22 protein-coding genes are annotated in these 23,230 nt (G+C 42.7%); 16 read left to right on the top strand and 6 right to left on the bottom strand.

Annotated elements, in window-relative coordinates; all coding sequences use genetic code 11:
- Positions 1–270 precede the first annotated feature (270 nt).
- Together gshA and E0H82_RS08520 are read left to right on the top strand one after the other, a co-directional pair.
- A complete protein-coding gene (gene gshA / locus E0H82_RS08525; RefSeq protein ID WP_131264239.1) occupies positions 271–1,848 on the top strand; it encodes a glutamate--cysteine ligase in 1,578 nt (525 codons plus the stop codon).
- 18 nt (positions 1,849–1,866) lie between these two features.
- On the top strand, positions 1,867–2,382 hold the full coding sequence (locus tag E0H82_RS08520) for a disulfide bond formation protein B (protein ID WP_131264238.1): 516 nt from the start codon (positions 1,867–1,869) through the stop codon (positions 2,380–2,382).
- A 61-nt stretch (positions 2,383–2,443) separates the two neighbouring features.
- Here the strand turns inward: E0H82_RS08520 and E0H82_RS08515 are convergent, their stop codons facing one another.
- On the bottom strand, positions 2,444–3,775 hold the full coding sequence (locus tag E0H82_RS08515; RefSeq protein WP_131264237.1) for a hypothetical protein: 1,332 nt from the start codon (positions 3,773–3,775) through the stop codon (positions 2,444–2,446).
- A 243-nt stretch (positions 3,776–4,018) separates the two neighbouring features.
- On the opposite strand from E0H82_RS08515, the gene E0H82_RS08510 reads away from it, so the two are divergent.
- The 8 genes from E0H82_RS08510 (at position 4,019) to urtE (ending at position 12,900) form a co-directional block, all read left to right on the top strand.
- The gene (locus tag E0H82_RS08510; protein WP_131264236.1) at positions 4,019–4,603 is read left to right on the top strand and encodes a YqiA/YcfP family alpha/beta fold hydrolase; all 585 of its coding nucleotides are present in this window, start codon (positions 4,019–4,021) and stop codon (positions 4,601–4,603) included.
- Positions 4,604–4,617: 14 nt separating this feature from the next.
- Positions 4,618–6,498, top strand: coding sequence for a DNA topoisomerase IV subunit B (gene parE / locus E0H82_RS08505; RefSeq protein WP_131264235.1), 1,881 nt, complete (start codon positions 4,618–4,620; stop codon positions 6,496–6,498).
- On the top strand, positions 6,498–7,055 hold the full coding sequence (locus tag E0H82_RS08500; protein WP_131264234.1) for a DUF6714 family protein: 558 nt from the start codon (positions 6,498–6,500) through the stop codon (positions 7,053–7,055). Before parE ends, E0H82_RS08500 begins: the two co-directional genes overlap by 1 nt.
- Before the next feature lie 243 nt (positions 7,056–7,298).
- Complete coding sequence (urtA, locus tag E0H82_RS08495; RefSeq protein ID WP_131264233.1) at positions 7,299–8,582, top strand: urea ABC transporter substrate-binding protein; 1,284 nt, start codon at positions 7,299–7,301, stop codon at positions 8,580–8,582.
- A gap of 89 nt (positions 8,583–8,671) precedes the next feature.
- Positions 8,672–10,297 carry an urea ABC transporter permease subunit UrtB gene (urtB, locus tag E0H82_RS08490; RefSeq protein ID WP_131264232.1) on the top strand — a complete coding sequence of 542 codons (1,626 nt, stop codon included), beginning with the start codon at positions 8,672–8,674 and terminating at the stop codon, positions 10,295–10,297.
- Between the two features lie 5 nt (positions 10,298–10,302).
- Complete coding sequence (gene urtC / locus E0H82_RS08485) at positions 10,303–11,376, top strand: urea ABC transporter permease subunit UrtC (protein WP_131264231.1); 1,074 nt, start codon at positions 10,303–10,305, stop codon at positions 11,374–11,376.
- Positions 11,373–12,191, top strand: coding sequence for an urea ABC transporter ATP-binding protein UrtD (gene urtD / locus E0H82_RS08480; RefSeq protein ID WP_131264230.1), 819 nt, complete (start codon positions 11,373–11,375; stop codon positions 12,189–12,191). The genes urtC and urtD overlap by 4 nt, the downstream gene beginning before the upstream one ends.
- 10 nt (positions 12,192–12,201) lie before the next feature.
- A complete protein-coding gene (gene urtE / locus E0H82_RS08475) occupies positions 12,202–12,900 on the top strand; it encodes an urea ABC transporter ATP-binding subunit UrtE (protein ID WP_131264229.1) in 699 nt (232 codons plus the stop codon).
- A gap of 49 nt (positions 12,901–12,949) precedes the next feature.
- Here urtE and E0H82_RS08470 read toward each other — a convergent pair whose 3' ends face one another.
- Together E0H82_RS08470 and E0H82_RS08465 are read right to left on the bottom strand one after the other, a co-directional pair.
- Positions 12,950–13,651 (bottom strand): phospholipase D family protein, encoded by a 702-nt coding sequence (locus E0H82_RS08470; RefSeq protein WP_131264228.1) that lies wholly within the window; start codon positions 13,649–13,651, stop codon positions 12,950–12,952.
- 40 nt (positions 13,652–13,691) lie between these two features.
- Positions 13,692–14,435: a hypothetical protein gene (locus E0H82_RS08465; RefSeq protein WP_416224496.1), complete on the bottom strand. Its 744-nt coding sequence runs from the start codon at positions 14,433–14,435 to the stop codon at positions 13,692–13,694.
- A gap of 247 nt (positions 14,436–14,682) precedes the next feature.
- Between E0H82_RS08465 and E0H82_RS08460 the strand changes: the two genes are divergently transcribed.
- The gene (locus E0H82_RS08460; RefSeq protein WP_131264226.1) at positions 14,683–15,183 is read left to right on the top strand and encodes a DUF1877 family protein; all 501 of its coding nucleotides are present in this window, start codon (positions 14,683–14,685) and stop codon (positions 15,181–15,183) included.
- A 71-nt stretch (positions 15,184–15,254) separates the two neighbouring features.
- Here E0H82_RS08460 and E0H82_RS08455 read toward each other — a convergent pair whose 3' ends face one another.
- Together E0H82_RS08455 and puuE are read right to left on the bottom strand one after the other, a co-directional pair.
- Complete coding sequence (locus E0H82_RS08455) at positions 15,255–15,995, bottom strand: outer membrane protein OmpK (protein WP_131264225.1); 741 nt, start codon at positions 15,993–15,995, stop codon at positions 15,255–15,257.
- Positions 15,996–16,503: 508 nt separating this feature from the next.
- Positions 16,504–17,472, bottom strand: coding sequence for an allantoinase PuuE (gene puuE / locus E0H82_RS08450; RefSeq protein ID WP_131264224.1), 969 nt, complete (start codon positions 17,470–17,472; stop codon positions 16,504–16,506).
- A 241-nt stretch (positions 17,473–17,713) separates the two neighbouring features.
- Between puuE and E0H82_RS08445 the strand changes: the two genes are divergently transcribed.
- The 5 genes from E0H82_RS08445 to E0H82_RS08425 all read left to right on the top strand — a co-directional run bounded on the left by E0H82_RS08445 (position 17,714) and on the right by E0H82_RS08425 (position 22,080).
- A complete protein-coding gene (locus E0H82_RS08445; RefSeq protein WP_131264223.1) occupies positions 17,714–18,097 on the top strand; it encodes an HPF/RaiA family ribosome-associated protein in 384 nt (127 codons plus the stop codon).
- Positions 18,098–18,230: 133 nt separating this feature from the next.
- On the top strand, positions 18,231–18,773 hold the full coding sequence (locus E0H82_RS08440) for an ankyrin repeat domain-containing protein (protein ID WP_131264222.1): 543 nt from the start codon (positions 18,231–18,233) through the stop codon (positions 18,771–18,773).
- 15 nt (positions 18,774–18,788) lie between these two features.
- A complete protein-coding gene (locus E0H82_RS08435) occupies positions 18,789–19,559 on the top strand; it encodes a transporter (protein ID WP_131264221.1) in 771 nt (256 codons plus the stop codon).
- 17 nt (positions 19,560–19,576) lie between these two features.
- Entirely contained in the window at positions 19,577–21,397 is a 1,821-nt protein-coding gene (gene dsbD, locus E0H82_RS08430) for a protein-disulfide reductase DsbD (RefSeq protein WP_131264220.1), read from the top strand.
- Between the two features lie 2 nt (positions 21,398–21,399).
- Positions 21,400–22,080: a glutathione S-transferase family protein gene (locus E0H82_RS08425; protein WP_131264219.1), complete on the top strand. Its 681-nt coding sequence runs from the start codon at positions 21,400–21,402 to the stop codon at positions 22,078–22,080.
- 16 nt (positions 22,081–22,096) lie between these two features.
- On the opposite strand, the gene E0H82_RS08420 is transcribed toward E0H82_RS08425, so the two are convergent.
- The gene (locus E0H82_RS08420) at positions 22,097–23,215 is read right to left on the bottom strand and encodes a GGDEF domain-containing protein (RefSeq protein WP_416224493.1); all 1,119 of its coding nucleotides are present in this window, start codon (positions 23,213–23,215) and stop codon (positions 22,097–22,099) included.
- Positions 23,216–23,230: the final 15 nt, after the last annotated feature.

Below are 23,230 nucleotides of genomic sequence, written 5' to 3'. Positions count from 1 at the left end.
TTTGGGTGTCTTATAGAGTAACTTTGTGATAAAAAATTGCCGCATAGCGCATACTTTTTAATAATTTTTCATGTCGTGCTGTTGAACATGGCCGATGTAACCCATATTAAGGCTACTTATCTGATTTACTGAACCTTTTCGGCAGCAACAACAAATGTTGTGAATCTGTTGGAAAAATAGACAGCGGGTCATATGGCGGCATCAAATCACAGTATACTGATATAAACTGATGATTTTATTTTAGTAGTTCTTCCAAAAAGCGAGATGATAATGAGTCAACCCGAATCGACCTCTCAAGCTGTACTTCCGACTTGGGTGGATTCTTCGCTGTTACACGGGATGTTACGTGGTATAGAACGTGAAAGTTTGCGGATGCAAAGCAATGGTTTTTTATCGCAAGCCGATCATCCTAAAGCTTTGGGATCGGCATTGACCCATCCGCATATTACTACTGATTATTCAGAAGCTTTGATGGAGTTTATTACCCCTCCACTAGAGAGTATTGCCAAAACCTTGTCTTATCTGACCGATATTCACGCTGTGGTGCATCGCCATTTAGAGCATGAAGAAAAACTTTGGCCTTTGTCGATGCCCTGTATGTTGGACAATCAAGAAGACAATATTCGTTTGGCACAATACGGCAGTTCCAATATTGGTCGTTTTAAGACGCTATACCGTCATGGTTTAGGTATCCGTTACGGTCGCCGTATGCAGACTATTTCTGGGATACATTATAATTTATCTTTCCCAGACCGCTTATTCAGCACATTACAACAACAAGAAACCGATCCTGATTTACGTCAACTGTCTGCACAAGATTATCGTAGCCATCGCTATTTTGGCCTCATTCGCAATTTCATTCGTCTAACGCCGTTGGTGATGTTTTTGTTGGGTGCGAGTCCATCGGTGTGTAAGTGTTTTATGACGGGGCGTGAGCATCATTTGCTGCCGTTGTTAAAAGGGACGTTATATTTACCTTATGCCACTGCTTTGCGTATGGGACGTTTTGGTTATCAGAATTCAGCGCAGAAGCAGCTGGGCATTCACTATAATGACATTCAGGGCTATTTAGACGGATTACAAAAAGCGGTCAAAACTCCGTATGCAGACTTTAGCCGTTTAGGGTTAAATGATGCGCAAGGTGAGCCAACCCAAATTAATGACCATGTCCTGCAAATTGAAAATGAGTACTACAGTCTAGTGCGACCAAAGCAGGTGCCTCAGGCGGGTGAAACACCTTCAGACGCTTTAGCGAATCGTGGTGTGGGTTATGTCGAGCTGCGTGCGGTGGATGTGAATCCGTATAGCCCGATTGGAATTGATGAAAGCAGCGCTGGTTTTCTGGAAGTCTTGGCATTGTATTGTTTATTACAAGACAGTCCTGCGCTGTTAGATGCTGAGCAAGAGCAGATTGAACAGAATCAGGCTGAAGTGGTCAATCGGGGGCGTGCACCGAATGCACACATTGTGGAAGATGGACAGGATTACCAGATTGAAGCTTGGTGTCAAAAACATCTGGATGCGATGCAGCCCTTCGCAGAATTGCTGGATCAAGCCAATACCACGCAGTTGTATGTTCAAGCTTTACAGCTGATGCAACAACGTATTGATGAGGTAGATCATACGCTTTCAGCACAAGTGATTGCGGATACCCTCACACATGGTGGGACATGGAATTTTGGTAGCATGATGGCTCAACAACATACGGCAGTGTATGAACAGCATCAATTAAACCCTGAAACACAGGCTTATTTTGATGAATTGGCACAGACATCGCTACAACAGCAACAACAACTTGAACAAGATACCGACATCAGTTTTGACGAATATCTTGCACATTATCGATAAAAATTAAGAGGTTTGACCATGCAATGGAGTTTTCGCTTCGTGAGCGGGTTTTTAGTGATTGCCAGTATTGTGGGTATGGCGTTTGCGCTGTATCTTGAACATGTCCAAGGCTTATCTCCATGTCCGCTGTGCGTCTTTCAGCGTGTAGGTTTAATGGGATTGGGCTTTATTTCCCTGATTGCATTGATTCATAACCCAAAGTCTACGGCAGGAAAACGCATTTATGCCTTACTGGGTAGCCTGTCTATTTTATGGTCGGCAGGTGTTGCAGCACGTCATGTCTGGTTACAGAACTTACCACCCGATCAGGTGCCGAGCTGTGGTCCGGGTTTAAACTATCTGATAGATGCTTTGCCACTGAAAAACGTGTTGGCACAAGTGCTCACAGGTTCAGGCGAGTGTGCTGTGATTGACTGGACATTCTTGGGACAGTCTTTGCCTGTATGGTCATTGTTATTTTTCGTGGTCTTGGCCGTGGTGAGTCTATGGCAATTGGTGCGCCGTTATCCAACCGCAGCGAAAGCTAAAAAATAATAGCGACTATTGTTCAATAGATATAAAAAAGCCAACAGTTGTTGGCTTTTTTTATGTGGTATTAGGTCAGGGCAATGCCTTCAAAATCATCTAAACCAATCATATGTTCATGTGCATGTAATTGGTGATGCTGCGCTTTTTCAGGATAGAACCAATGCACAATTTGTTCTGCCACGCTGGAGTGATATTGAATTTCTAAATGATTCAGACCGTAAAAAATGGCTTTATGTGATTCGGGCAATTTCAATTGAAAACGCGGATTAGGGTGTTCACCCAAAGCACTTTTTACACTGACCAAATAATCGCCAATCACTTTTAAGGTTTTGTTTTTACGGTGTTCCAATTCGAGTGTGCCCGCGACCAAATAGGTATTGATATGCGAAGGTAGCGGCGCAGGTTTACGGTTATCGTCAAAGAAGCCAATCCGCGCTTCGTTATGCTCCCAATCATCATCACGGACACTGCCATAACGTAAATCTAAAATACCATTACTACGAATATTGACCAGATGCCCGACCAGTTTCACAATTGGAAAGCGCCCCAGTTTTTCTTGAACGGCAAAGCCAAAACGTTCCAGTACCGCGCCATGATGCGGTGAACCTAGACAGACCAAGTTTTCGACCATGTGCAGCCATTGATGCATATTTTGCTTACCATAGAATAAGGCACTGCGGGCAACCAGTCCGCCCATACTATGCCCAATAATATCAAGACTGGTAATGCGCGGGTTACGCTGAATCAGGTCTTCTAAGGTATTGGCCAAGCTGCGGCCATTGGCTGAAATACGACGTCCTGTGTTGTAGTTCAAGTACAACATGGTGTTATGGTCTCGTTGCGCCAACAGTTTTTCGCCAAAACCGCCATTATTACGGTTGGTCCAGTCGAGATGATTCATACACAGACCATGCACAAAAATCACCACACGTCCCGATAAATCCCCGCGTTGGATTTCACCGTAGTGATCATAGAGCACCATTGGTAGTGCCATTGGATTATGATATTTCAGTAAATAGTCACCCAATACCCCATTCACCGCACCCACTAAGAAATGCAGAGTCGGAGTAAGCGGTTTTTCATGCAGTTTTGGATATTTTTCAATAATTTGGCGTAAGCCTGGTGCTAAAAGATAATGTCCATAATTTTCTAATATGCTCATGCTTAAGCGGTTAAATTGAACAATCTGCGGTCGGTTTTGCAAATTTCTGAATTCTTGCTCATCGAGACCAAAAATACTTGAGAAGATTTCCCGCTGAATGGTACGCATAAAATCTTGCACCACATTGTTTAAGGGCGTACTCAGTAACTGAGCCAGACCTTCCAGCAAATCAGCTTGGCTGGGTGGCGTCCGATCCCATTTACAATAAGTTTCATGCAGCGGTGTTAAACTCGGCATTTGTTGTTATCCTTTATGCTTTGTTTGTCTCATCTCAACGCTTTCATTTTGATTAAGATAGAGGTATAACTTTTTTCAGTTTTCATCATATCGAGTACAGCTCGAATAATTTTAAAATACCGATGAATATCCTGAAATAGGGCTTATTTTGTCTAACAATTCGAGCCTTTCGACGAATTTAGAATAATCCTGCGTCAGAATGATGAAAAATGGATGAAGGGATAACCTACGTAACCAGAAAATATGAATATTATTTATATCCACGGCTTTCAAAGTGGTCCAAAATCAATCAAAGCACAGCAGTTACAACAGTATTGTGTGCAAGATGACACTTTGACTGTCCATGTGCCCGACTTAAATATGCCACCTGAGCAAGCCCTGCAAGTGTTACAAGATTTGGTACTTGCCCATCAGGATGTCGCTTTGGTCGGCAGTAGTCTGGGAGGCTTTTATGCGACACAATTGGTCGCAAGGTATGCGCTGCCTGCTGTTTTGATTAATCCTGCTATGCGACCATGGCAATTGTTCCGTGATTTATTTGGGCAACAGCAACTTCCCTATCAGGTTCATCCTGAATGGATCTTAGATGAGGCACAATTAGACTATTTAGAGCAAATTGCCGTGCCAAATGTTCAGCAAGCAGACAAAGTGCTGGTGTTATTACAACAAGGCGACGATGTTTTAGATTATCGTGAAGCGGAACGTTATTATGCGTCGCAGCAACCGCGTGCTTTGGTTATGACCGAAGCGCATGGCAACCATGCTATGGATGATTTTGCTGCTAAAATCCCCATGATTTTACAATTTTTTTCGTCTTCCAGATTATAAGGAAATCGTACAACGTGTCTCAATATACGGCTCAATCGCTTGAAGTTTTATCTGGTTTGGACCCTGTCCGTCGTCGTCCGGGGATGTATACCGATACGTCTCGTCCGAACCATTTGGCTCAGGAAGTCATTGATAATGCGGTGGACGAAGCGCTGGCGGGGCATGCCAATAAAATTACGGTGACGGTATATAAAGATGGCTCCTTGGCTGTTGCGGACAATGGCCGCGGTATGCCCGTGGATATTCATCCTGAATATGGGCAAAGCGGGATTGAAATTATTTTAACCAAACTGCATGCAGGTGGAAAATTCAGTACCGATAACTACCAGTTTTCGGGGGGATTACATGGTGTAGGCATTTCTGTCGTGAACGCTTTATCAACCCGTGTAGAAGTGGAAGTTCAGCGTCAGGGTAACCTCTACCAAATGGCATTCGAGCAGGGTGAACCTGTTGCACCTTTGACAGTTTTAGAGGGCAAAGCCCCGAAACGGGCCACAGGAACCTTGGTACACTTTTGGCCAGAAACGAAATATTTTGATTCTCCTAAATTTGCCCTAAAAGCGCTGAAACATAATTTAAAAGCCAAAGCGGTCTTAGCGGCAGGGCTACAAATTATTTATGTCGATGAAATCAACGACGAAAAAATTGAGTGGCAATTTGAAAATGGTCTGGTCGATTATTTAATGGACGAACTGGAAGACCGTGAAATTGTGCCTGCACCTGCATTTGTGGCTACAGGGGATGCCGAACGTGCCAGTGCAGAATTTGCCATTTGCTGGAATGCAGAAGGTGGCGAGCAAATTCAGGAAAGCTATGTCAACCTGATTCCAACGGCGCAAGGCGGAACGCATGTCAACGGTCTTCGTTCAGGGGTCACGGATGCTTTACGTGAGTTTTGTGAGCTGCGTAATTTATTACCGCGCAACTTAAAACTCTCTGCAGAAGATGTTTGGGATGGTGTGAACTATATTTTGTCACTGAAATTCCAAGAACCGCAATTTTCAGGGCAAACCAAAGAGCGCCTTTCTAGCCGTGAAGCTGCGGGTATTGTACAGAACATTGCCAAAGATGCTTTTGCACTGTGGTTGAACCAGCATTCTGAAATTGCTATGCAACTGGCAGAAATGGCGATTTCCAAAGCTGGTCGTCGTTTAAAAGCTGCGAAAAAAGTGGAACGTAAGAGAATCGTATCGGGACCTGCTTTGCCGGGTAAATTGGCGGATTGCGTCGGGCAAACCCGAGAAGATTCTGAACTGTTTATTGTAGAAGGAGATTCTGCGGGCGGTTCGGCCAAACAGGCACGCGATAAAAATTTCCAAGCCATCATGCCAATTCGCGGCAAGATTTTAAATACTTGGGAAGTCTCTTCCGATGAGGTGCTTGCTTCCCAAGAAGTGCATGATATTGCGATTGCGATCGGAGTTGATCCGGGCAGTGATGATTTATCCGAATTGCGTTACGGCAAGATTTGTATCCTAGCGGATGCTGATTCAGATGGTCTGCACATTGCCACACTGTTGTGTGCGCTGTTTGTGAAACATTTCCTGACCTTGGTAGAAGAAGGACATTTATATGTGGCGATGCCACCTTTGTTCCGTATTGATGACGGCAAAGACGTGCATTATGCCTTGGATGAAGAAGAGCTTGAATCAATTCTCAAGAAAGCCAAAACCAAAAATCCGCAAATTACTCGCTTTAAAGGCTTGGGTGAGATGAATGCCAGCCAATTGCGTGAAACCACAATGGACCCGAACACCCGTCGTCTGGTGCAATTGGACTTAGATGATAGTCATTTAACCACAACTTTATTGGACAAATTATTGGCCAAGAAGCGTTCAAGCGACCGTAAGCAGTGGTTAGAACAAAAGGGAAATTTGGCAGATATTGCAGTCTGATGAAAAAGTATCCTTCACCCGATGATATTCAGGCAATGCGTAACAAGGGCTATGATCTGGTCACGATTGTAGAAGCTGAAGAACTCTTGCCACGCTGGCAAGAGTTAGACCAAGTGAAACAAAAGATTAGTAGTGCTTTTGCTGAAGTCACCTTACAAGAGGGTATTGGCTTGTATGAGGCGCAAGCGATAGATGATTATGTTAGCCAAGCAGAACGCTTGGCTTATCGTACCAAAGACGAAAAATTAAATTGGCAAAAGATCTCGGTTGATGATTTGAATCGCTGTAACAGCAGCCTATCTTTTTTTGATGCTCAGGGCATGTTATTTCATTTGCCTGCCTTTTTATTGGCAAGTTTAAATGATGAGTATCGATTTGACTTAATTTTTAAGCTAACACGACTAGATCCTCATACGGACAGAAAATTCAGCTTATTCAATGCTGAACAACGCTCTGCTGTCAGATCTTATCTTTTGTTCTTACTGGATGAACCAGATGAGGTTTATCACTATCCAGATATCTTGGACGCTTTAGAACAATATTGGCAAGAAGAGTAAACCTATTTTTAAAAATCATAATCATTTCTTTATCAACCAATCCTATGATGGAAAGATGAACAAATTTGCGTCATTTTAGGTCGGTAAGCATTTTTTTGTATGCAATGATGTATACAAGATCAATGAAATAAATCGAATTTTAATATTTAATATAATAAAAACAACATCTTATTCAGTTGGCATGGAAATTGAATACTCTGGGCAGACATAACCAAAAATCACAAAATGCGTGGAGAACTGAAGATGTTCCAACAAAAATTATTGAGCAAAACCCTTTTGGCGGCAGCAATAGCAGGGAGCATGGCATTAACAGGTTGTTCAAAACCGGCAGAAAAAACCGAAACTGCGGCATCAGAAGCCAAAGCACCTGCAGCCAGTGGCGACACCATTAAAGTGGGTATTTTACATTCTCTGTCAGGCACTATGGCCATTTCCGAAACTTCGCTGAAAGATACGGCACTGATGGCGATTAATGAAATTAATGCCAATGGCGGGGTATTGGGTAAAAAATTAGAACCTGTGGTGGTTGACCCTGCTTCGGACTGGCCGTTGTTTGCAGAGAAAGCCCGTCAGTTGATTACCCAAGATAAAGTGGCAGTGATTTTTGGCTGTTGGACATCGGTATCACGTAAATCGGTGTTGCCTGTGGTTGAAGAGTTGAATGGTCTGTTGTTCTACCCTGTACAGTATGAAGGGCAAGAGCAGTCGAAGAATATTTTCTATACGGGTGCAGCCCCAAATCAACAAGCGATTCCAGCCGTGGAATACCTAATGAGTGAAGAAGGGGGGAAAGCTGAACGTTTTGTATTGTTAGGCACCGATTATGTTTACCCACGCACCACCAATAAAATTTTACGGGCTTTCCTAAAGTCGAAAGGCATTGCCGATGCGGACATTATGGAAGAGTACACGCCATTTGGTCATAGCAACTATCAAACCATTGTCGGTAATGTGAAGAAATTTGCAGCAGGCAAGAAAACCGCGGTCATTTCCACCATTAATGGCGACTCAAATGTGCCGTTCTACCGTGAGTTAGGTAATCAGGGTATTAAAGCCTCGGATATTCCAGTCATGGCGTTCTCGGTCGGTGAAGAAGAATTACGGGGGATTGATACCAAACCCTTGGTAGGTCATTTGGCGGCATGGAACTACTTCATGTCGGTGAAAAATCCGAAAAATACTGAGTTCGTGAACAAAATGAAGCAGTATGCGGTGGAATACAAACTACCAAATGCAAATAAATTGGTGACCAATGATCCCATGGAAGCGACCTATGTCGGGATTAACATGTGGAAGCAGGCAGTAGAAAAAGCGGGTACAACCGACGTTGATAAAGTTCGGGATGCCATGGCAGGTCAAACTTTCGCTGCACCGTCAGGCTATACCCTAAAAATGGATGAAAGCAATCACCACTTACACAAGCCAGTCATGATTGGTGAGATTCGTGGCGATGGTCAGTTTGATGTGGTGTATAAAACCGCCAATACCATTAAAGCGGAGCCTTGGAGCCCGTACATTCCAAAATAACTCCCCTCAACCTGCTGTTACGGCAGCAGGTCTTTTCGTTTTATTCATTCCGATAACAGACCATGTGCCTTGTGAGGGGGAGTCTTTTCATGTCGATTAAAAGCTATTGTGTAGCGCTGCTGTGCGCCTGCCTGCAATTATTCTTCCATCCTGTGTGGGCCGAAACATCATTGTCCAATGCGCCGCTTCAAGTGCAACAGGCTGATCCGATTCAGCGCTTTGTTAAGGCTGATTTTGCTGAACGCCGTGCCATGTTAAACCAATGGCCTGCCAGTATTGAAAGCCTCGATCAATTGGTGGCGTATATTGATCAAAATGAACTGTATCGAGATGGCGCAGGTCAAACCTATCTCTTAAAAAATGATGAGAAGTTATATCAATATCCTGCCATGCAAGCACTAAGTACGTGGCCTGCCGATTTATCTCAAGTCACTTTGGTGAATACGTTGCGTAAAGCACTCAGTTTTGGGCAAGCTAAAGTAAAATTGAAATCGGATGAAACGACGCAACGTTTAGAAGCGATTGATATTCTAGAAAATAATTTAGATGAACTCGATCCAGTTTGGATTCGCCAACTCTATCTGCAAGAACAGAACAACAAAGTCAAAGCGCGTTTAGCACAGTTAAAAGCGCGGATGGATTTAAACAGTCCCGATGCTTTGGTCAAGCTACAGGCCGTGCAGACTTTGTCCACATCGGATCGTCCTGATGTCTTAGCCGTGATGGAGCAAGAGCTCACCCAAGCGAACCTAAATCCTGAGCTTGAAGCGGCTTTGCAGGCTGCAAAAAGCAGTATTAAAACTCGCTTACAAGCCAGTGAATGGGCAGGACACATTTTTTCAGGCTTCAGTACCGCTAGTATTTTGCTGTTGGCGGCTTTGGGTTTAGCGATTACCTATGGTCTATTGGGCGTGATTAATATGGCACATGGTGAGCTGATTATGATCGGTGCCTACACCACGTATGTGGTGCAAAGCCTATTTAAAACCCATTTAGGACAATATCTAGACTGGTACTTAGTGATCGCTATTCCAGCCGCATTTTTGGTGAGTGCCTTGATTGGTATGTTGATTGAACGCACTGTGATTCGTCCCTTATACGGCAGACAACTGGAAACTTTGCTGGCAACCTTTGGCGTTAGCCTCATCCTGATGCAATTGGTGCGGATGATTTTTGGTGCACAAAATGTTGAAGTCTCTAATATTTCATGGCTTTCAGGCGGTATTTCTTTAACGCCAAGTTTAATGCTGCCATATAACCGCATTGCCATCATTGTCTTTACCGTCGCAGTGCTCTTGCTGTTGGTCTATCTCCTCAATAAAACCCGCTTTGGTTTATTTGTTCGAGCGGTGACACAAAACCGTCAGATGGCTCGTGCGGTGGGCATTCGCTCGGCACGCATTGATATGTTGGCATTTGGTTTGGGTTCGGGATTAGCTGGTTTGGCAGGCTGCGCCTTGGCGCAAGTGGGGAATGTCGGTCCAGACTTGGGGCAAAACTACATTATTGATGCCTTCTTGGTGGTTGTGGTTGGCGGTGTTGGACAAGTCTGGGGTGCCGTACTGGCCGCCTTGGGTCTGGGCATCAGTGGGACGGTGTTGGAAATTGGTTTAGGTGCAGTACTGGCCAAAATTATTCTGTTGGTGCTTGTGATTCTGTTTATTCAGAAACGTCCACAAGGTTTGTTTGCCATTAAAGGGCGCTTCGTGGAGTAAACCAGATGAAAATAACAACTTTATTTGCCGATAAATCTTATAGCGCCTTTGCGATCGCGGCATGTTTTGCTGTGATGCTGATTCTACCGTGGTTGCATCTATTACCCGCCGAATCAGCTTTGCATCTCTCTGCTTATTGGGTCACGTTAATTGGCAAAATTATGTGCTTGGCGCTTGTGGCATTGGCTTTGGATTTGGTCTGGGGCTATGCAGGCATTTTAAGCTTGGGGCATGGACTGTATTTTGCCTTAGGCGGTTATGCGTTTGGCATGTATTTGATGCGTGAATCGGCGGGGTCAGCGCTTCCGGACTTCATGCGTTTTTTAAGTTGGACCGAATTACCGTGGTATTGGGTCGGCACGGAACATTTCCTGTGGGCTTTGGTGTTGGTGGTGATGGTTCCAGGTCTGATCGCATTCATTTTTGGCTTCTTTGCGTTCCGTTCTAAAATTAAAGGTGTGTATTTCTCCATCATCACCCAAGCCATGACTTTTGCTGCTGCATTACTATTTTTCCGTAATGAAACAGGCTTTGGCGGCAACAATGGTTTCACGGGGTTTAAAACCATTTTGGGCATGGATATTACTTCGGCTCCTATGCGGGCGACGCTCTGTTTTTTAACGGCATTGGTATTGCTGCTGTGTTATCTGGGCTTACGTTATTTAATGCATCAGCCTTATGGTCGGGTATTGGGTGCAATTCGTGACAGCGAGAACCGCCTGCAATATTTAGGTTACCGAACCTTATGGTACAAGCTGTCGGCATGGGTCTTATCTGCCGTGATTGCAGGCATTGCAGGGGCACTCTATGTACCACAAGCAGGAATTATTAATCCAAGTGAAATGAACCCTGTGAACTCGATTGAAATGGCAGTTTGGGTCGCAGCGGGTGGACGTGGCACTTTAATTGGTCCAATTCTGGGAGCCGGTTTAATTAATGCGGTGAAGACTTACTTTACCGTGGCATATCCAGAAGCGTGGTTGTTGATTCTGGGTGGTTTATTTGTTGTGGTGACTTTATTCCTGCCGAAAGGGGTGATTGGTTTATTTGATCGTTTTAAAAAGGAGCATGATGCATGAGTGAAATTATTCAGCCCCACGGTGGACATGCTTCAGAAGGTTATGGGCGGCCCAAAGAACAAGGTGCCGATTTTAGCCACGGGATAGCGCTGTATTTGGAAAAAGTCAGTGTCTGGTTTGACTCTTTTCGGGCCCTCAACGATCTGTCGCTGTATATCGAACAAGGCGAATTGCGCTGCATTATTGGTCCCAACGGGGCAGGTAAAACCACGTTGATGGATGTGATTACAGGTAAAACCCGTCCTACAGAAGGTTCAGCCTTTTTTGGTCAAACTTATGATTTGGCCAAGATGAGTACCGAACAAATTGCTGAAGCGGGCATTGGGCGTAAATTCCAGAAACCCACCGTATTTGAAAATTTTACTGTACTGGAAAATTTATTGTTGGCTGCACCCAAAGATAAGCGAGTGAAAAAAAGCTTTTTCAGTAAATTAGATGCAGAGGTGCAGATGGCACTGGATCAAACCCTTGAACAGATTCGTTTAAAAGAATTGGTTAAGAAACCTGCGGGTTTGTTGTCGCATGGTCAAAAACAATGGTTAGAAATAGGCATGTTATTGATGCAACGTCCGAAACTGATTTTACTGGATGAACCCGTGGCGGGTATGACCGATGCAGAAACTGAGCGTACTGCGGAACTGTGTCTGGAACTAAAAAAAGAGCATACCTTGGTGGTGGTTGAACATGACATGAGCTTTATTGACACCATCAGTGAAAAAGTCACGGTGTTGGCGCAGGGTGCAATTCTGGCAGAAGGCACGCTGGCAGAAGTCCAAGCCAATGAAGACGTGATTGAAAAATACTTGGGACGTTAAGGAGCAGCACATGTTAGAAGTGAATGCAGTAAACCAATATTATGGCGGCAGCCACATTTTACGTGATGTATCGTTTCAGGCACCCATAGGAGAATGTTCGGTGGTTTTGGGGCGCAATGGTGTCGGTAAAACCACCTTGCTGAAATGTCTGATGGGGATTTTACCGATTAAGTCGGGACAGATTGTATTGGATGGCAAAGACATTTCTAAATTGAGTCCTGAACAGCGAGTACGGGCGGGTTTAGCTTATGTCCCACAAGGACGTGATATTTTTTCGACTTTAACTGTAGAAGAAAATATTTTAATTGGCATGGCGAAGTTCTCTGGTGCCAAAACCAAAAAAGTACCTGAATATCTGTATGACATTTTTCCTATACTTCATGAAATGAAGCATCGCCGTGGAGGGGATTTATCGGGAGGACAGCAACAGCAATTGGCAATTGCCCGTGCACTGGCTTCTGAACCCAAAGTCTTGATTTTGGATGAACCGACAGAGGGTATTCAGCCGTCCATTATTAAAGATATTGGTCGGGTGATTCGTAAGCTGGCCGATGGTGGCGATATGGCCATCATCTTGGTGGAACAGTTTTATGACTTTGCTGAAGAACTGGCAGATGGCTATACCGTGATGGCACGTGGTCAAGTGATTGCTCAGGGAAGGGGCACAGAAATGCCTGAAAAAGGCATTAAAGATTTAGTGGCGATTTAAAAAATAACCTCTTAAGCTATTTGGGTAGTTTAAGAGGTTTTAATTCTAATTAAATACTCATATTTTCCGACCATAAAAAATAACCGCCATATTGGCTTGGTCTGAATTCTCCACCGACAGCTTTACCTTGTTCAGTTAAATAATGTTTACCGGTTTCATTTAATTGCAGTAGCCCTTTCTCGACAAAAATTTCTAAAAGCTCACCTGTCTTAATTTTATGCTTTGCGGCTAATTTTGAAGAGGTAAGTTTAGTCGAGTGATCTGAATCTTCTTGAGTCATCTCAGCTTTGGCTTGTTCGGATTTTACTTCATCTAAAGAAATTCGAACTTCATCGCTAATTCGAATAATTCTTTGTGCTTCTTCATAAGCATCTTTAAAGACTTGGGCATCCTCATCCTTAGAAATTAAAATGCCCATTTCATTATTATTGACTTGGCTAAACTCATAAAGGTTTAAGCTTGAAACAATACAGGTCTCTTCACTGAGATAGCATTTAGCATGTAAATTTTTACAAAAACTAATTCGAACATAATCCAGTTGTTGCATCCATTTAATTTCATCAGGATGCAAATCACTTTTGCCATAAATAATACGAATATCAATTTTTAAGCGGTTCTTATCTTCGAGTAATTCTTTAATACGATCATTGAGCCTCAAATAGGGACTAATCAGAATCAAACGTTCTCTGGCATTTTTTATTAATTCTTCTAGAAAAAAATTAGTTGCACTGGTATTTAAGAATTTCGCCATTTTATTACCCTCAAAAAAATTATAAAGAAAAAGATGTAGGTTATTTAGCTTCTACCTTCAAATACGTACCACTGGCTGAAACATTGTGCCCAAAGCCACAGCCCGATGTATTTTGCTGTTCTTCCACCACAATTTGCTGTCCCTGCTGTGGGTGTGAGGCAAAGGTTAAATCAATCTGACAGTCTTCATAATGGTACACAGCATGTTTCTGATTTAACGGCATTTCTACCTCAAAGCTGCCGAGATTGGGACCATAAATCAGACCGCGTAAACCGAAGTAATAACCTTCAAATTCAATTTGATAAGCATTTTTAAGTTTCTTTACGGTGATGGTGTCCCATTGTCCGAACCCATTTTTTGCCACATAAGTTCCTGCCAATGATGTCGATTGTTGCATTTTGGGTAATTGGGATAAATTAAACTGGCTCATTTTAGAATCGGGGTTACGTAGAAACCATGCACGTGCCCAAAGGGGTTTGCTCAGTTTGGCATAGGTCAGCCCGACATTGTTGTTGGCAATTTCGATCTCACGATCTGTAACATTAACACCACTCTCTTCGGCATTGATTTGGCAAAAGTGAGACCAAGCCGCCTGATCTTCAAATTGGGTTAGGGCTTTGGCATATTGTTTTTGGTCGTAATATTGCTTACCCAATCGGGCGTATTGTTTCAGCTTGCCACAGCCTTGTTGTAATTCTTGTTCATAGTTCCATTCCGCAGCCTGAGTGCTGGAAAATGATAGAAAGACACTGATTGTGCAGCCAAGTGCTAAAATTTTAAAAATATTCATTGTTATTCAAATAGAAGAATAGAGTCAGGATTATTCTACGGCAAACCGTAGGAATTGAAATCTCCAAATGGTTGTAGCGACATGGCCTGTGTCGACACAGCGAGTATTGAATAAGACCACCAGAAATAAAATCGTTGGCTTCTTGGGTTACAAACTACTGTTGAATTGACACATTTTAGCGAGTGTTTTGCCGTGCAAATCGAGCTAAGCTAATTTCAATAAATATAAGAAGGTGCTCATCATGGACGCGTTTCTTTTTAGCATTGCCCCGAATGATTTAGAAAATTTGATGCTTGATGCCTACAGCATGAAGGATATAGAACATGCACCAAACTTACAGCAACAAATCGATTTGGGGAAACTGTGGCCGGTGTTGGATCAGATCTTGAGCCAACATAGTTCAGCAAGTTTGAGTTTGCATGATTTAATTTATGCGGAATATCCAATTTCAGAACATCCAAAATTAAAACCTGTTGCACGTTATAACCCTGCGGTTCATGTCATGGAATTAACGCAGGCACTCGAACAAATCAGCACAGAAGATTTGCAAAAATATTGTCTGCAACACCGTCCTACTTCCGATGTTGCTCAGTTATTGGGGAATAATACCGCTCAATTGGATCAAGCTGAATTGACCTTATTGTTGACTCAATTAAAAAGCTTTTATCGAAATGCCATGCAACAAAATCATGCGGTGATCAGTCTCATTGCAGAGAATTTACGTCCAAAACGCTTAATTTAAACGATGGAACTTTTCATTTAGCCATAAAAAAGCAAGACCGATGTCTTGCTTTTTTAACGCCTATTAAACCCTTAGAAATGGTATTTAATTAAAGCACTGACGTTATTTTCGTCTTTACCCGAAATACCGTATTTGTTGTTCCATACTGACCATTCAGTACCGAGGTATAAACGTGTGTTTGGAGAAATGTGTTTACCCACATTCCATTTCCACTGCGTGGTCCAGTTCATTTCACTCGCGTGATCACCTTTTTCAGCAGTTGACCAGTCTAAGAAGCCATCAACCAAGAAGTCTTCTGAACCCACTTTAAATGGCACACCGTAAACCAAAGTCATTTGGTAGTCATCTTTTTGCAAATCATTGTCGGCTTTGTAAAGGTTAACTTGTGCATATTGGAAATATGGAATCGCTAAATCTACACCAATACCATATAAGTAGTTATTGAAGCCTTTACCATCTGCTCCACCTGTGCCACCTTCCCAAGTCGTTGCAACCAATACATCTTTAATTGGGCCTAACTCAAGTTTTTGACCAGAGACTGCACCAAGGCTCAAACGCGGAGAAGCTTCAAAATAGGTTTGATTACCATCAACATCATTGTTGGTGCGGTCAGCAAAAGCGAAAAAATCACCGTATTGCAATTTTGCGGCGTATTCAAAAGTTACCGTTGTTTGCTCATCTTCACGTGCAATCAGTTGATAATCTTCACCATATAAACCTGTGATACTAAAATCTTGCCAGATTGGCGCAGCTTGAGTAAAAGTTGCTGCAGTAGCCAATGCACATGTCGCCGCAATTTGAGTCAGTTTCATTAAAAATATCTCCCCCGAGAAAGCGTATAAAGGATACAGATTCTTTAGCAAAAATAAAGCCAAATTTGACCAATAATTTAAAAAATTAGCCATTGAAAAATAGCTTGTAAAAAGATAGTTAATGTTATTGAAAACATTGATCATTTTACCAAGTGGTTTATGTTTTATTGGTTTTTTTAGGCAGTGAAAATATGATTTAAATTTACTGGCTATTTATTCATCAATATAAAAATGATATGCAACAAATATTTGAACCGATTTTGTGATAAATAATTAACCGAGTGGTCAATTATGGGGAGCTTTGAGTCGAGTCAGAGCATATATAAGAAGGGAGGTCGGGCCGTATTCTATTGTTTATTGAGATGAACAATCTTTAAGGCACGATTACGCCATAAAACTGATGAATACAGAGTAGTTGACGTAAATGCCCTATACCCCAATGAATTTATGCTCAGTTCATATGCTTTGGTGTAGGGCATGTTCAACATTACCAATAGGCTTGCTGTATTTATGTCGTCGGTGGATGTTGTTGATACCAATGTTGTGCAATGTCGCCACGACGGCAGATCCAGACTTGTTCATGTGATTGAATATAATCTAAAAATTTTTGTAAGGCTTTAAAGCGCCCCGGACGACCAAGCAAGCGACAATGCATACCAATCGAGAGCATTTTAGGGCGATGTTCCCCTTCAGCATATAAAACATCAAAAGAATCTTTTAAATACTGGAAAAATTGCTCACTGGTACTAAATCCATTGGCAGCACTGAATTTCATATCATTGCTATCCAGCGTATACGGAATAATAAGGTGCGGGCGACGTTCACCTGCAGTATTGGTCAATGTGGTCCAGAAAGGTAAATCATCACCATAGTAATCACTGTCGTACTGAATTTGTGGAAACTCAGCCAGTAATTGTCGTGTTTTAGGACTATCTCGCCCGGTATACCAACCGAGAGGAGCGTAGCCAAATAAGGCTTCTAAAACACTGATGGCTTGATCCATGTGCTGACGTTCAGTGGCCGCATCCATATGTTGATAATGTAACCAGCGTTGCCCATGCGAGACCACATCGTACTGCGCCGCTTGAATGGCTTCGACGATATAAGGATTGCGAATGAATGCCATGCCCACACCAAAAATGCTCATGGGAAGCTGACGACGCTGGAATTCTTCATGAATACGCCAGAACCCTGCCCGAGAACCATATTCATACATCGAGTCCATCGACATATGTTTATCGGGGAAGCTGGCAGCGCCAAAAATTTCGGATAAAAACTGTTCCGAACCTGCATCTCCATGCTCAATGTGGTTTTCTCCACCTTCTTCATAATTCAGTACGAACTGCACTGCAATACGGGCCTGATTTGGCCATTCAGCATCAGGAATTTGACCATGATAGCCAATTAAATCACGGGAATAAGGGGTGCTACGTATCGAGTTGATGAGTTCTTGACCACGCAAGTAAGGAGTTGTCACAATTGGTTATCCTTTTGATAATTTTTTTAAAATAGCACTTGCATATTTTTGAGTTAAGCCCGATATTCAAAGGACAAGGACACGATTCTGCAGACTCAAAAGTGTTCATCATTTCAATGAGGAGGTTGGTTCCAAAATTGATTAAAGATGTTCGAATGCTGTGTAAACAGCAAGCTACAAGCGTGCCAAGATAGAAAAGTTTTGCACAAAAAAGATTCAGATAAATAAAGAGGATGAGATTATGAACATTGAAATCCGTACAGATAAAAACATTCAAAATAATGATCGTTTAATTAGTTATGTGCGTGCAGAACTGAATCAAGAATTTCAACGTCATAGTGAACGTATTACCCATTTTTCAGTGCATTTAAGTGATGAAAATGGCGTAAAAGGCGGCGATGATGACATTAAATGTATGATTGAAGCACGTCCAGCAGGATTAAAACCTGTGGTTGTGAATCATAAAGCTCATAACGTGGATACCGCCTTTCATGGCGCTATGGATCGTTTGAAACGCAGTCTTGAGCATGTGTTTGAAAAAAGAGAAAATCCCCGAGGTGGGCCATTAGAATATGCTGATGGAGACAAAGATGTGATTGATGATGAAGAAGATGAAGTGCTCTGATTGAGCCAATCATGGAAAAAAAGCCCTGCGGGGCTTTTTTTATATGAATTAAAAACTTTAGATATACATTTACATAAAACAAAACACCGAGAATTCGGCATAATATTCTAAAACTGATGAAAGAGTATGTTCCATGTTAACAGCACAACAACAAGTCTTTGTGCAGGCGATAGAAGAATTAGACCTGCCACAAGTACAACATCTTTTGGCTGGTGGTTTAGATCCAAACTTTATTGATGCTGAAAAAGGACCTGCAGTTTCAGTGTGGTCAGATGGTTTATTTCAATGGTGGGAACATGTCAGCGAAGCCTATGAAGCAGGTCAAGGGCTCAGCGAAGAACAAAAACAGCAAGAATTAGCTGTTCATTTAGATATTTTGGAAGCCTTAATTCAAGCCAAAGCCAATTTTCATTTATGGGACAGCGAAGAGTTGTATGGTCCACTTTGGGATGCAGCAAGTTCAGCGTGTGTACCTGCTGTGCAACGGTTGTTGGCAATTAAGGTTGACCCAAATACCCGTGATGAGCAAGGTCAGACGATTTTATCTTCAATTAGTGATTTATTTTTTGATTGCGACTTTGATGAAATTAATTGGGGTGAAGCTTTGCCTGAAGAACGTCAAACCTTAGAGCTATTGCGTAGTCAGGGTGCAAAAATGTCGAAAGAATTGACTTAATCACCGAGGCAAATTATGAAAAATTTACAACAATATGGTGTCTTAGCACTGACGCTTGCTATGGCATCGCCAGTTTTTGCCACGGAATTTTCATTTGAACGTCCAGGTTCAGGCATTGGAACAGGTATTACTCCTGTTGGACAACTGGCTTGGGAACAAGGTTTACCGAGCGCGAACTATGAAGAAAGTACGGTCAATGGTGTGCAGCAAAAAACAACCACGCTGAATGCCGACATGCTACTTCGTACGGGGATCGCACATAACTTAGAATTACAACTGGGTTGGCAAGGTCCTTCATGGAGTCAGGTTAAGCAAGCGGGTAAAACGGTTGATGAAGATGGTTTAGGTGATGTCAGCATTGGTTTAAAAAGTGCAATTGATCTGAATGATGACAACTTGGCTATGGCTGTGCTTTTGGAAGCAGTGTTAGCAACTGGTAATGATGGCTTTACCGCGCATGATGATATTTATGCCTTGGCGACAGCCGTTTCTTATAAGCAAAATGACTTAGTCGACACGTCCATTACCATGCGCTATGAAGTCCAAAATGGCGATTGGGCTGTGACGGCAATCCCCACCATTGGCTATAAGCTGTCTGATAAATGGTCTGGTTTTTCTGAATTTGTATACCGTAAGGCGGAAAGCCAAGATTATGAGTACTCACTGGGCTCGGGGGTCATTTATGCATTAAATGACCGTACCCAGTTGGATGCCAGTGTTGGTGTGGTACTCAGTGGTGCAGATAAAAGTTATCAATCAGGTTTAGGCGTTTCGTACTTATTCTAAGGGTGTCAGTCTTGTTTATGGAAAAGTCTCTGCTGCTTTCAAAATCTTATGGGCGCAGTGTGCTCTGGCTGTGTACTGTTTTGTTGGCATTCTGTTCAACCTTCCTGCATGCGCAGCAAGCCTTATTATCTGCCGAAGAGGCTTTTCCTGTTCAAGTCGAATCGGTTTCTGCACAAGAAGTGCAGTTACATTGGGATATTCCCGAACATTATTATTTGTATCAGCACAAATTTGAGGTGCGGCAAGGGCAACATATTTTGCCCTTAAAACTGCCAAAGGCAGAGAACCTGCATGATGACAACTATGGTCAAACTCAAGTTTATTATCAGCAGGTACAATTTAATGTGCCAACGCAGGCTTCACAAACGTATCAAGTGACTTGGCAAGGTTGTGCCAAAGACCGTATTTGTTATCCACCACAAACCATTGAATTTAAAACCGATGCAGATGGTTTAGTGGCTTTGCAAAATCAATTTACTGCACCGAAGCGGTTGTTAGATTTAACCGCGAATAATAATGGTGCTGCCGCAGAAAATACAGATGTTTTAGACCAGGCTAACGCAACATCTGCATCACAAACGGCGCAGGATCAACATTGGTCTACACAATTGGCACAGCGCTCCCCCATTTATGGCTTATTGCTGTTTTTAGGCTTGGGTATTTTGTTGGCATTTACCCCTTGTTCTTTACCCATGATCCCGATTCTTAGCTCATTGATTGTACGTGATCGGCGCGGAGTTAAAGCATGGATGATTGCTTTGGTGTTTGTGTGCAGTATGGCCATGGTCTATGCCGTGTTGGGCTTAGTCGCCTCTTCGGCAGGTTTGAACTTTCAGCGTTGGTTACAACAGCCCTCAACCTTAATAGCATTTAGCTTATTGTTTGTGGTGTTTGCGCTCAATTTATTTGGACTGTTTGAATTACGTTTACCCCAAGCAATGGTGCATCGTCTAGACCATTGGCAGTCGATGCAAAAAGGCGGTAGTCTGATTGGTGCGGCTGTTATGGGTATGATTTCAGCTTTGCTGGTCGGTCCTTGTATGACAGCGCCACTGGCAGGTGCTTTATTATTTATTTCTCAAACTCAGAATCAGTGGCAAGGTGCTTTACTGTTGTTCACGCTGGGTTTTGGTATGGGCTTACCTTTGTTGTTGGCCAGTATTCTTGGTGCAAAAGCCTTGCCGAAAGCGGGCTTGTGGATGAACCAGATTAAAATGCTATTTGCTTTTCTAATGTTGGCCTTAGCACTTTATTTTATTCGCCCATTGTTATCAGAAGGATGGATGCAGGGTTTAAGTCTGCTGCTGAGTCTTAGTTTTGTAGGTTATGTGCTGTATCGTGCGCTATGGCAACAATCGCCCTTACGTCCGTTGTATCTCGTGATTTTACTTTTGGCTGTGCCTTATATGCTATATAGCCAGTATCAGCAAAGTCAGCGTTTCTTTGTGAAACAGGGGCAGCAACAGATGCAGTGGCATGTGGCACAAACCGCCGCAGAGTTCCAGAAAATTCTGACACAAGCCCCAAAAGATCGGGCCATTGTGATTGATGTTTATGCAGACTGGTGCGTGGCATGTCAGCCGATTGAGCATCGCATTTTAAAGTCAGCCCAAGTCCAGCAAGCACTCAGTCCATACACGCTAATTAAGCTGGATTTAAGTCATTATGATGCCAGTCATCAACAATTATTGAATCAATGGGATATTTTAGGTCCGCCAACCTATTTATTTTTAAATGCTCAACAACAGGAAGTTCGTGGGCTCCGTTTAACAGGGGCATTTAGCGAAGCTGAGCTATTGCAACAATTAAAACAATTCCAACAAGATCTAGGACCTTAATCATGTTAGAACTTTATATTGCCAATAAAAATTATTCCAGCTGGTCGATGCGTCCTTGGTTGGTGTTAAAAGCCTTTGAAATTCCCTTTCAAGAACACATGATTTATTTTGATCGGGAACGCTCGATTGGAGCATTTAAGCAAAAGTTATTGGCCATTTCAGCCAATGCCAAAGTCCCGATTTTGTATGATCAAGAGTTAAAAATTTGGGATTCTTTGGCCATTTGTGAATATCTAGCAGAACAATCTCCTGAGTATGCTCTTTGGCCCAAGGATAAAGCACAACGTGCCAGAGCCAGAAGTATCAGTGCAGAAATGCACAGTGGCTTTACCCAATTAAGAACCTTGTGTGGCATGAATATTCGGGCACAATTGGCAGACGTGGGTCAACGGCTTTGGGCTGAAGATAGCGAGTTGAGACAGGATGTAGCACGCATTGAGCAAATTTGGGCAGAGCGTCCCGATCTCGATGCTTTCTTATGTGGAGCATTCAGTATCGCCGATGCATTTTATGCGCCTGTGGTGATGCGATTTAAAACTTATGCTTTGCCCGTGTCTGCATCGAGTCAGCGTTATATGCAAAATATGTTACAACATCCTGCGGTACAAGCTTGGGTTGAAGCAGCCATGTTGGAAGGGCGTTGGGTCAATTATTTGGAAGCCTATCAAACCGAAGCTGAGTAAGTGAAAACAAAGAAAGCTAGCTGATAGGCATCGCATTTTCCGTTTGCGCTTGGAAAATATGCACCTGATTACGTCCAGATGCCTTGGCTGAGTACAGGGCTTTGTCGGCTTGGGTCAGTAACTGAAAGGGCGTTAAAGGGGATTGTGCGGTTGAAATTCCAAAACTGGCAGTCAGTGCAATACGGCTGCCATCATCATCCCACAATTCTAAATGTTCAATTGCGGCGCGACAACGTTCTGCAGTGTGATACGCCTGTTCGAATGTGGTGTGATACAGCAGCAATAAAAATTCTTCTCCCCCAAATCGTCCCACGACATCACTCTCTCGTAAATGCTGTTTGAGCAGTTGTCCGACCAGAATCAATGCTTCATCGCCTTTATGGTGCCCATGGCAATCATTAATAGACTTAAAATGGTCCAGATCAAGCAAGACCAAGGCGTAATTTTGATTTTTCTTACGCTGTATCTGCTCTAAATATTGATTCAGACTGCGTCGATTATAAGTATTGGTCAGCGGATCAATTTTGCTGAGTTGTTGGATGAGCTGTTCGCGATTGCGCCATTGGCTAAGTAAAATTTCAAATAAGATCAGACAGATCATGACCACAGGGGTAATGAAATACAGCATGCTCCCAACCCAAAATGAATTGGCATAGGCATCATTGGGTAAATTAAAAATAGGGGCATAAGGCAAGATGCCATGTAAACTCAAATAACTACAGACAAATAAATATAAGGTTGAAGGGATTAATGCGCTATAGACAATTGAGCGCGGTAACAATACCAAACCTACTGTGAGTAAACTGACAAAGGAGCTTAAGGTTGCAGGGCTGAGTGTACCAATCAAATAGGCATCTCGGCATAAAGAGGTAATAAAACACCACACTGCAATATAGGGAACAAAGCGCTTGACCCAAGCTTTGTGTTGCCAGTAAACGCAAGGATAAATCAGGCCACTGAGCACTGCAATAAACACCAGATTTAATATGATCTGCTGTTTAATTAGGACTAAATTGGTCATGCTCCATAGGTTAGGGTTCAACAAAATAAAGATTTTCCAGAGCATCCAAATCAGGTGGGTCACACAGCCTAAAATTAACATCAGAATACATTTATTCAAGGTATTCCAATTCATGATCATCCCATATTC

The sequence above is a fragment of the Acinetobacter sp. ANC 4910 genome (assembly GCF_004331035.1).
GTDB lineage: Bacteria > Pseudomonadota > Gammaproteobacteria > Pseudomonadales > Moraxellaceae > Acinetobacter.
Note: the sequence above shows the minus strand (reverse complement) of the source record. Positions and strands in the feature narration are given on the sequence as shown.

Excerpts from the sequence above, each read along its gene's own strand:
- gshA (WP_131264239.1), top strand. The coding sequence starts at position 271 with ATGAGTCAACCCGAATCGACCTCTCAAGCTGTACTTCCGACTTGGGTG.
- E0H82_RS08520 (WP_131264238.1), top strand. The coding sequence starts at position 1,867 with ATGCAATGGAGTTTTCGCTTCGTGAGCGGGTTTTTAGTGATTGCCAGT.
- E0H82_RS08515 (WP_131264237.1), bottom strand. The coding sequence starts at position 3,775 with ATGCCGAGTTTAACACCGCTGCATGAAACTTATTGTAAATGGGATCGG.
- E0H82_RS08510 (WP_131264236.1), top strand. The coding sequence starts at position 4,019 with ATGAATATTATTTATATCCACGGCTTTCAAAGTGGTCCAAAATCAATC.
- E0H82_RS08500 (WP_131264234.1), top strand. The coding sequence starts at position 6,498 with ATGAAAAAGTATCCTTCACCCGATGATATTCAGGCAATGCGTAACAAG.
- urtA (WP_131264233.1), top strand. The coding sequence starts at position 7,299 with ATGTTCCAACAAAAATTATTGAGCAAAACCCTTTTGGCGGCAGCAATA.
- urtB (WP_131264232.1), top strand. The coding sequence starts at position 8,672 with ATGTCGATTAAAAGCTATTGTGTAGCGCTGCTGTGCGCCTGCCTGCAA.
- urtC (WP_131264231.1), top strand. The coding sequence starts at position 10,303 with ATGAAAATAACAACTTTATTTGCCGATAAATCTTATAGCGCCTTTGCG.
- urtD (WP_131264230.1), top strand. The coding sequence starts at position 11,373 with ATGAGTGAAATTATTCAGCCCCACGGTGGACATGCTTCAGAAGGTTAT.
- urtE (WP_131264229.1), top strand. The coding sequence starts at position 12,202 with ATGTTAGAAGTGAATGCAGTAAACCAATATTATGGCGGCAGCCACATT.
- E0H82_RS08470 (WP_131264228.1), bottom strand. The coding sequence starts at position 13,651 with ATGGCGAAATTCTTAAATACCAGTGCAACTAATTTTTTTCTAGAAGAA.
- E0H82_RS08460 (WP_131264226.1), top strand. The coding sequence starts at position 14,683 with ATGGACGCGTTTCTTTTTAGCATTGCCCCGAATGATTTAGAAAATTTG.
- E0H82_RS08455 (WP_131264225.1), bottom strand. The coding sequence starts at position 15,995 with ATGAAACTGACTCAAATTGCGGCGACATGTGCATTGGCTACTGCAGCA.
- E0H82_RS08445 (WP_131264223.1), top strand. The coding sequence starts at position 17,714 with ATGAACATTGAAATCCGTACAGATAAAAACATTCAAAATAATGATCGT.
- E0H82_RS08440 (WP_131264222.1), top strand. The coding sequence starts at position 18,231 with ATGTTAACAGCACAACAACAAGTCTTTGTGCAGGCGATAGAAGAATTA.
- E0H82_RS08435 (WP_131264221.1), top strand. The coding sequence starts at position 18,789 with ATGAAAAATTTACAACAATATGGTGTCTTAGCACTGACGCTTGCTATG.
- dsbD (WP_131264220.1), top strand. The coding sequence starts at position 19,577 with ATGGAAAAGTCTCTGCTGCTTTCAAAATCTTATGGGCGCAGTGTGCTC.
- E0H82_RS08425 (WP_131264219.1), top strand. The coding sequence starts at position 21,400 with ATGTTAGAACTTTATATTGCCAATAAAAATTATTCCAGCTGGTCGATG.
- E0H82_RS08420 (WP_416224493.1), bottom strand. The coding sequence starts at position 23,215 with ATGAATTGGAATACCTTGAATAAATGTATTCTGATGTTAATTTTAGGC.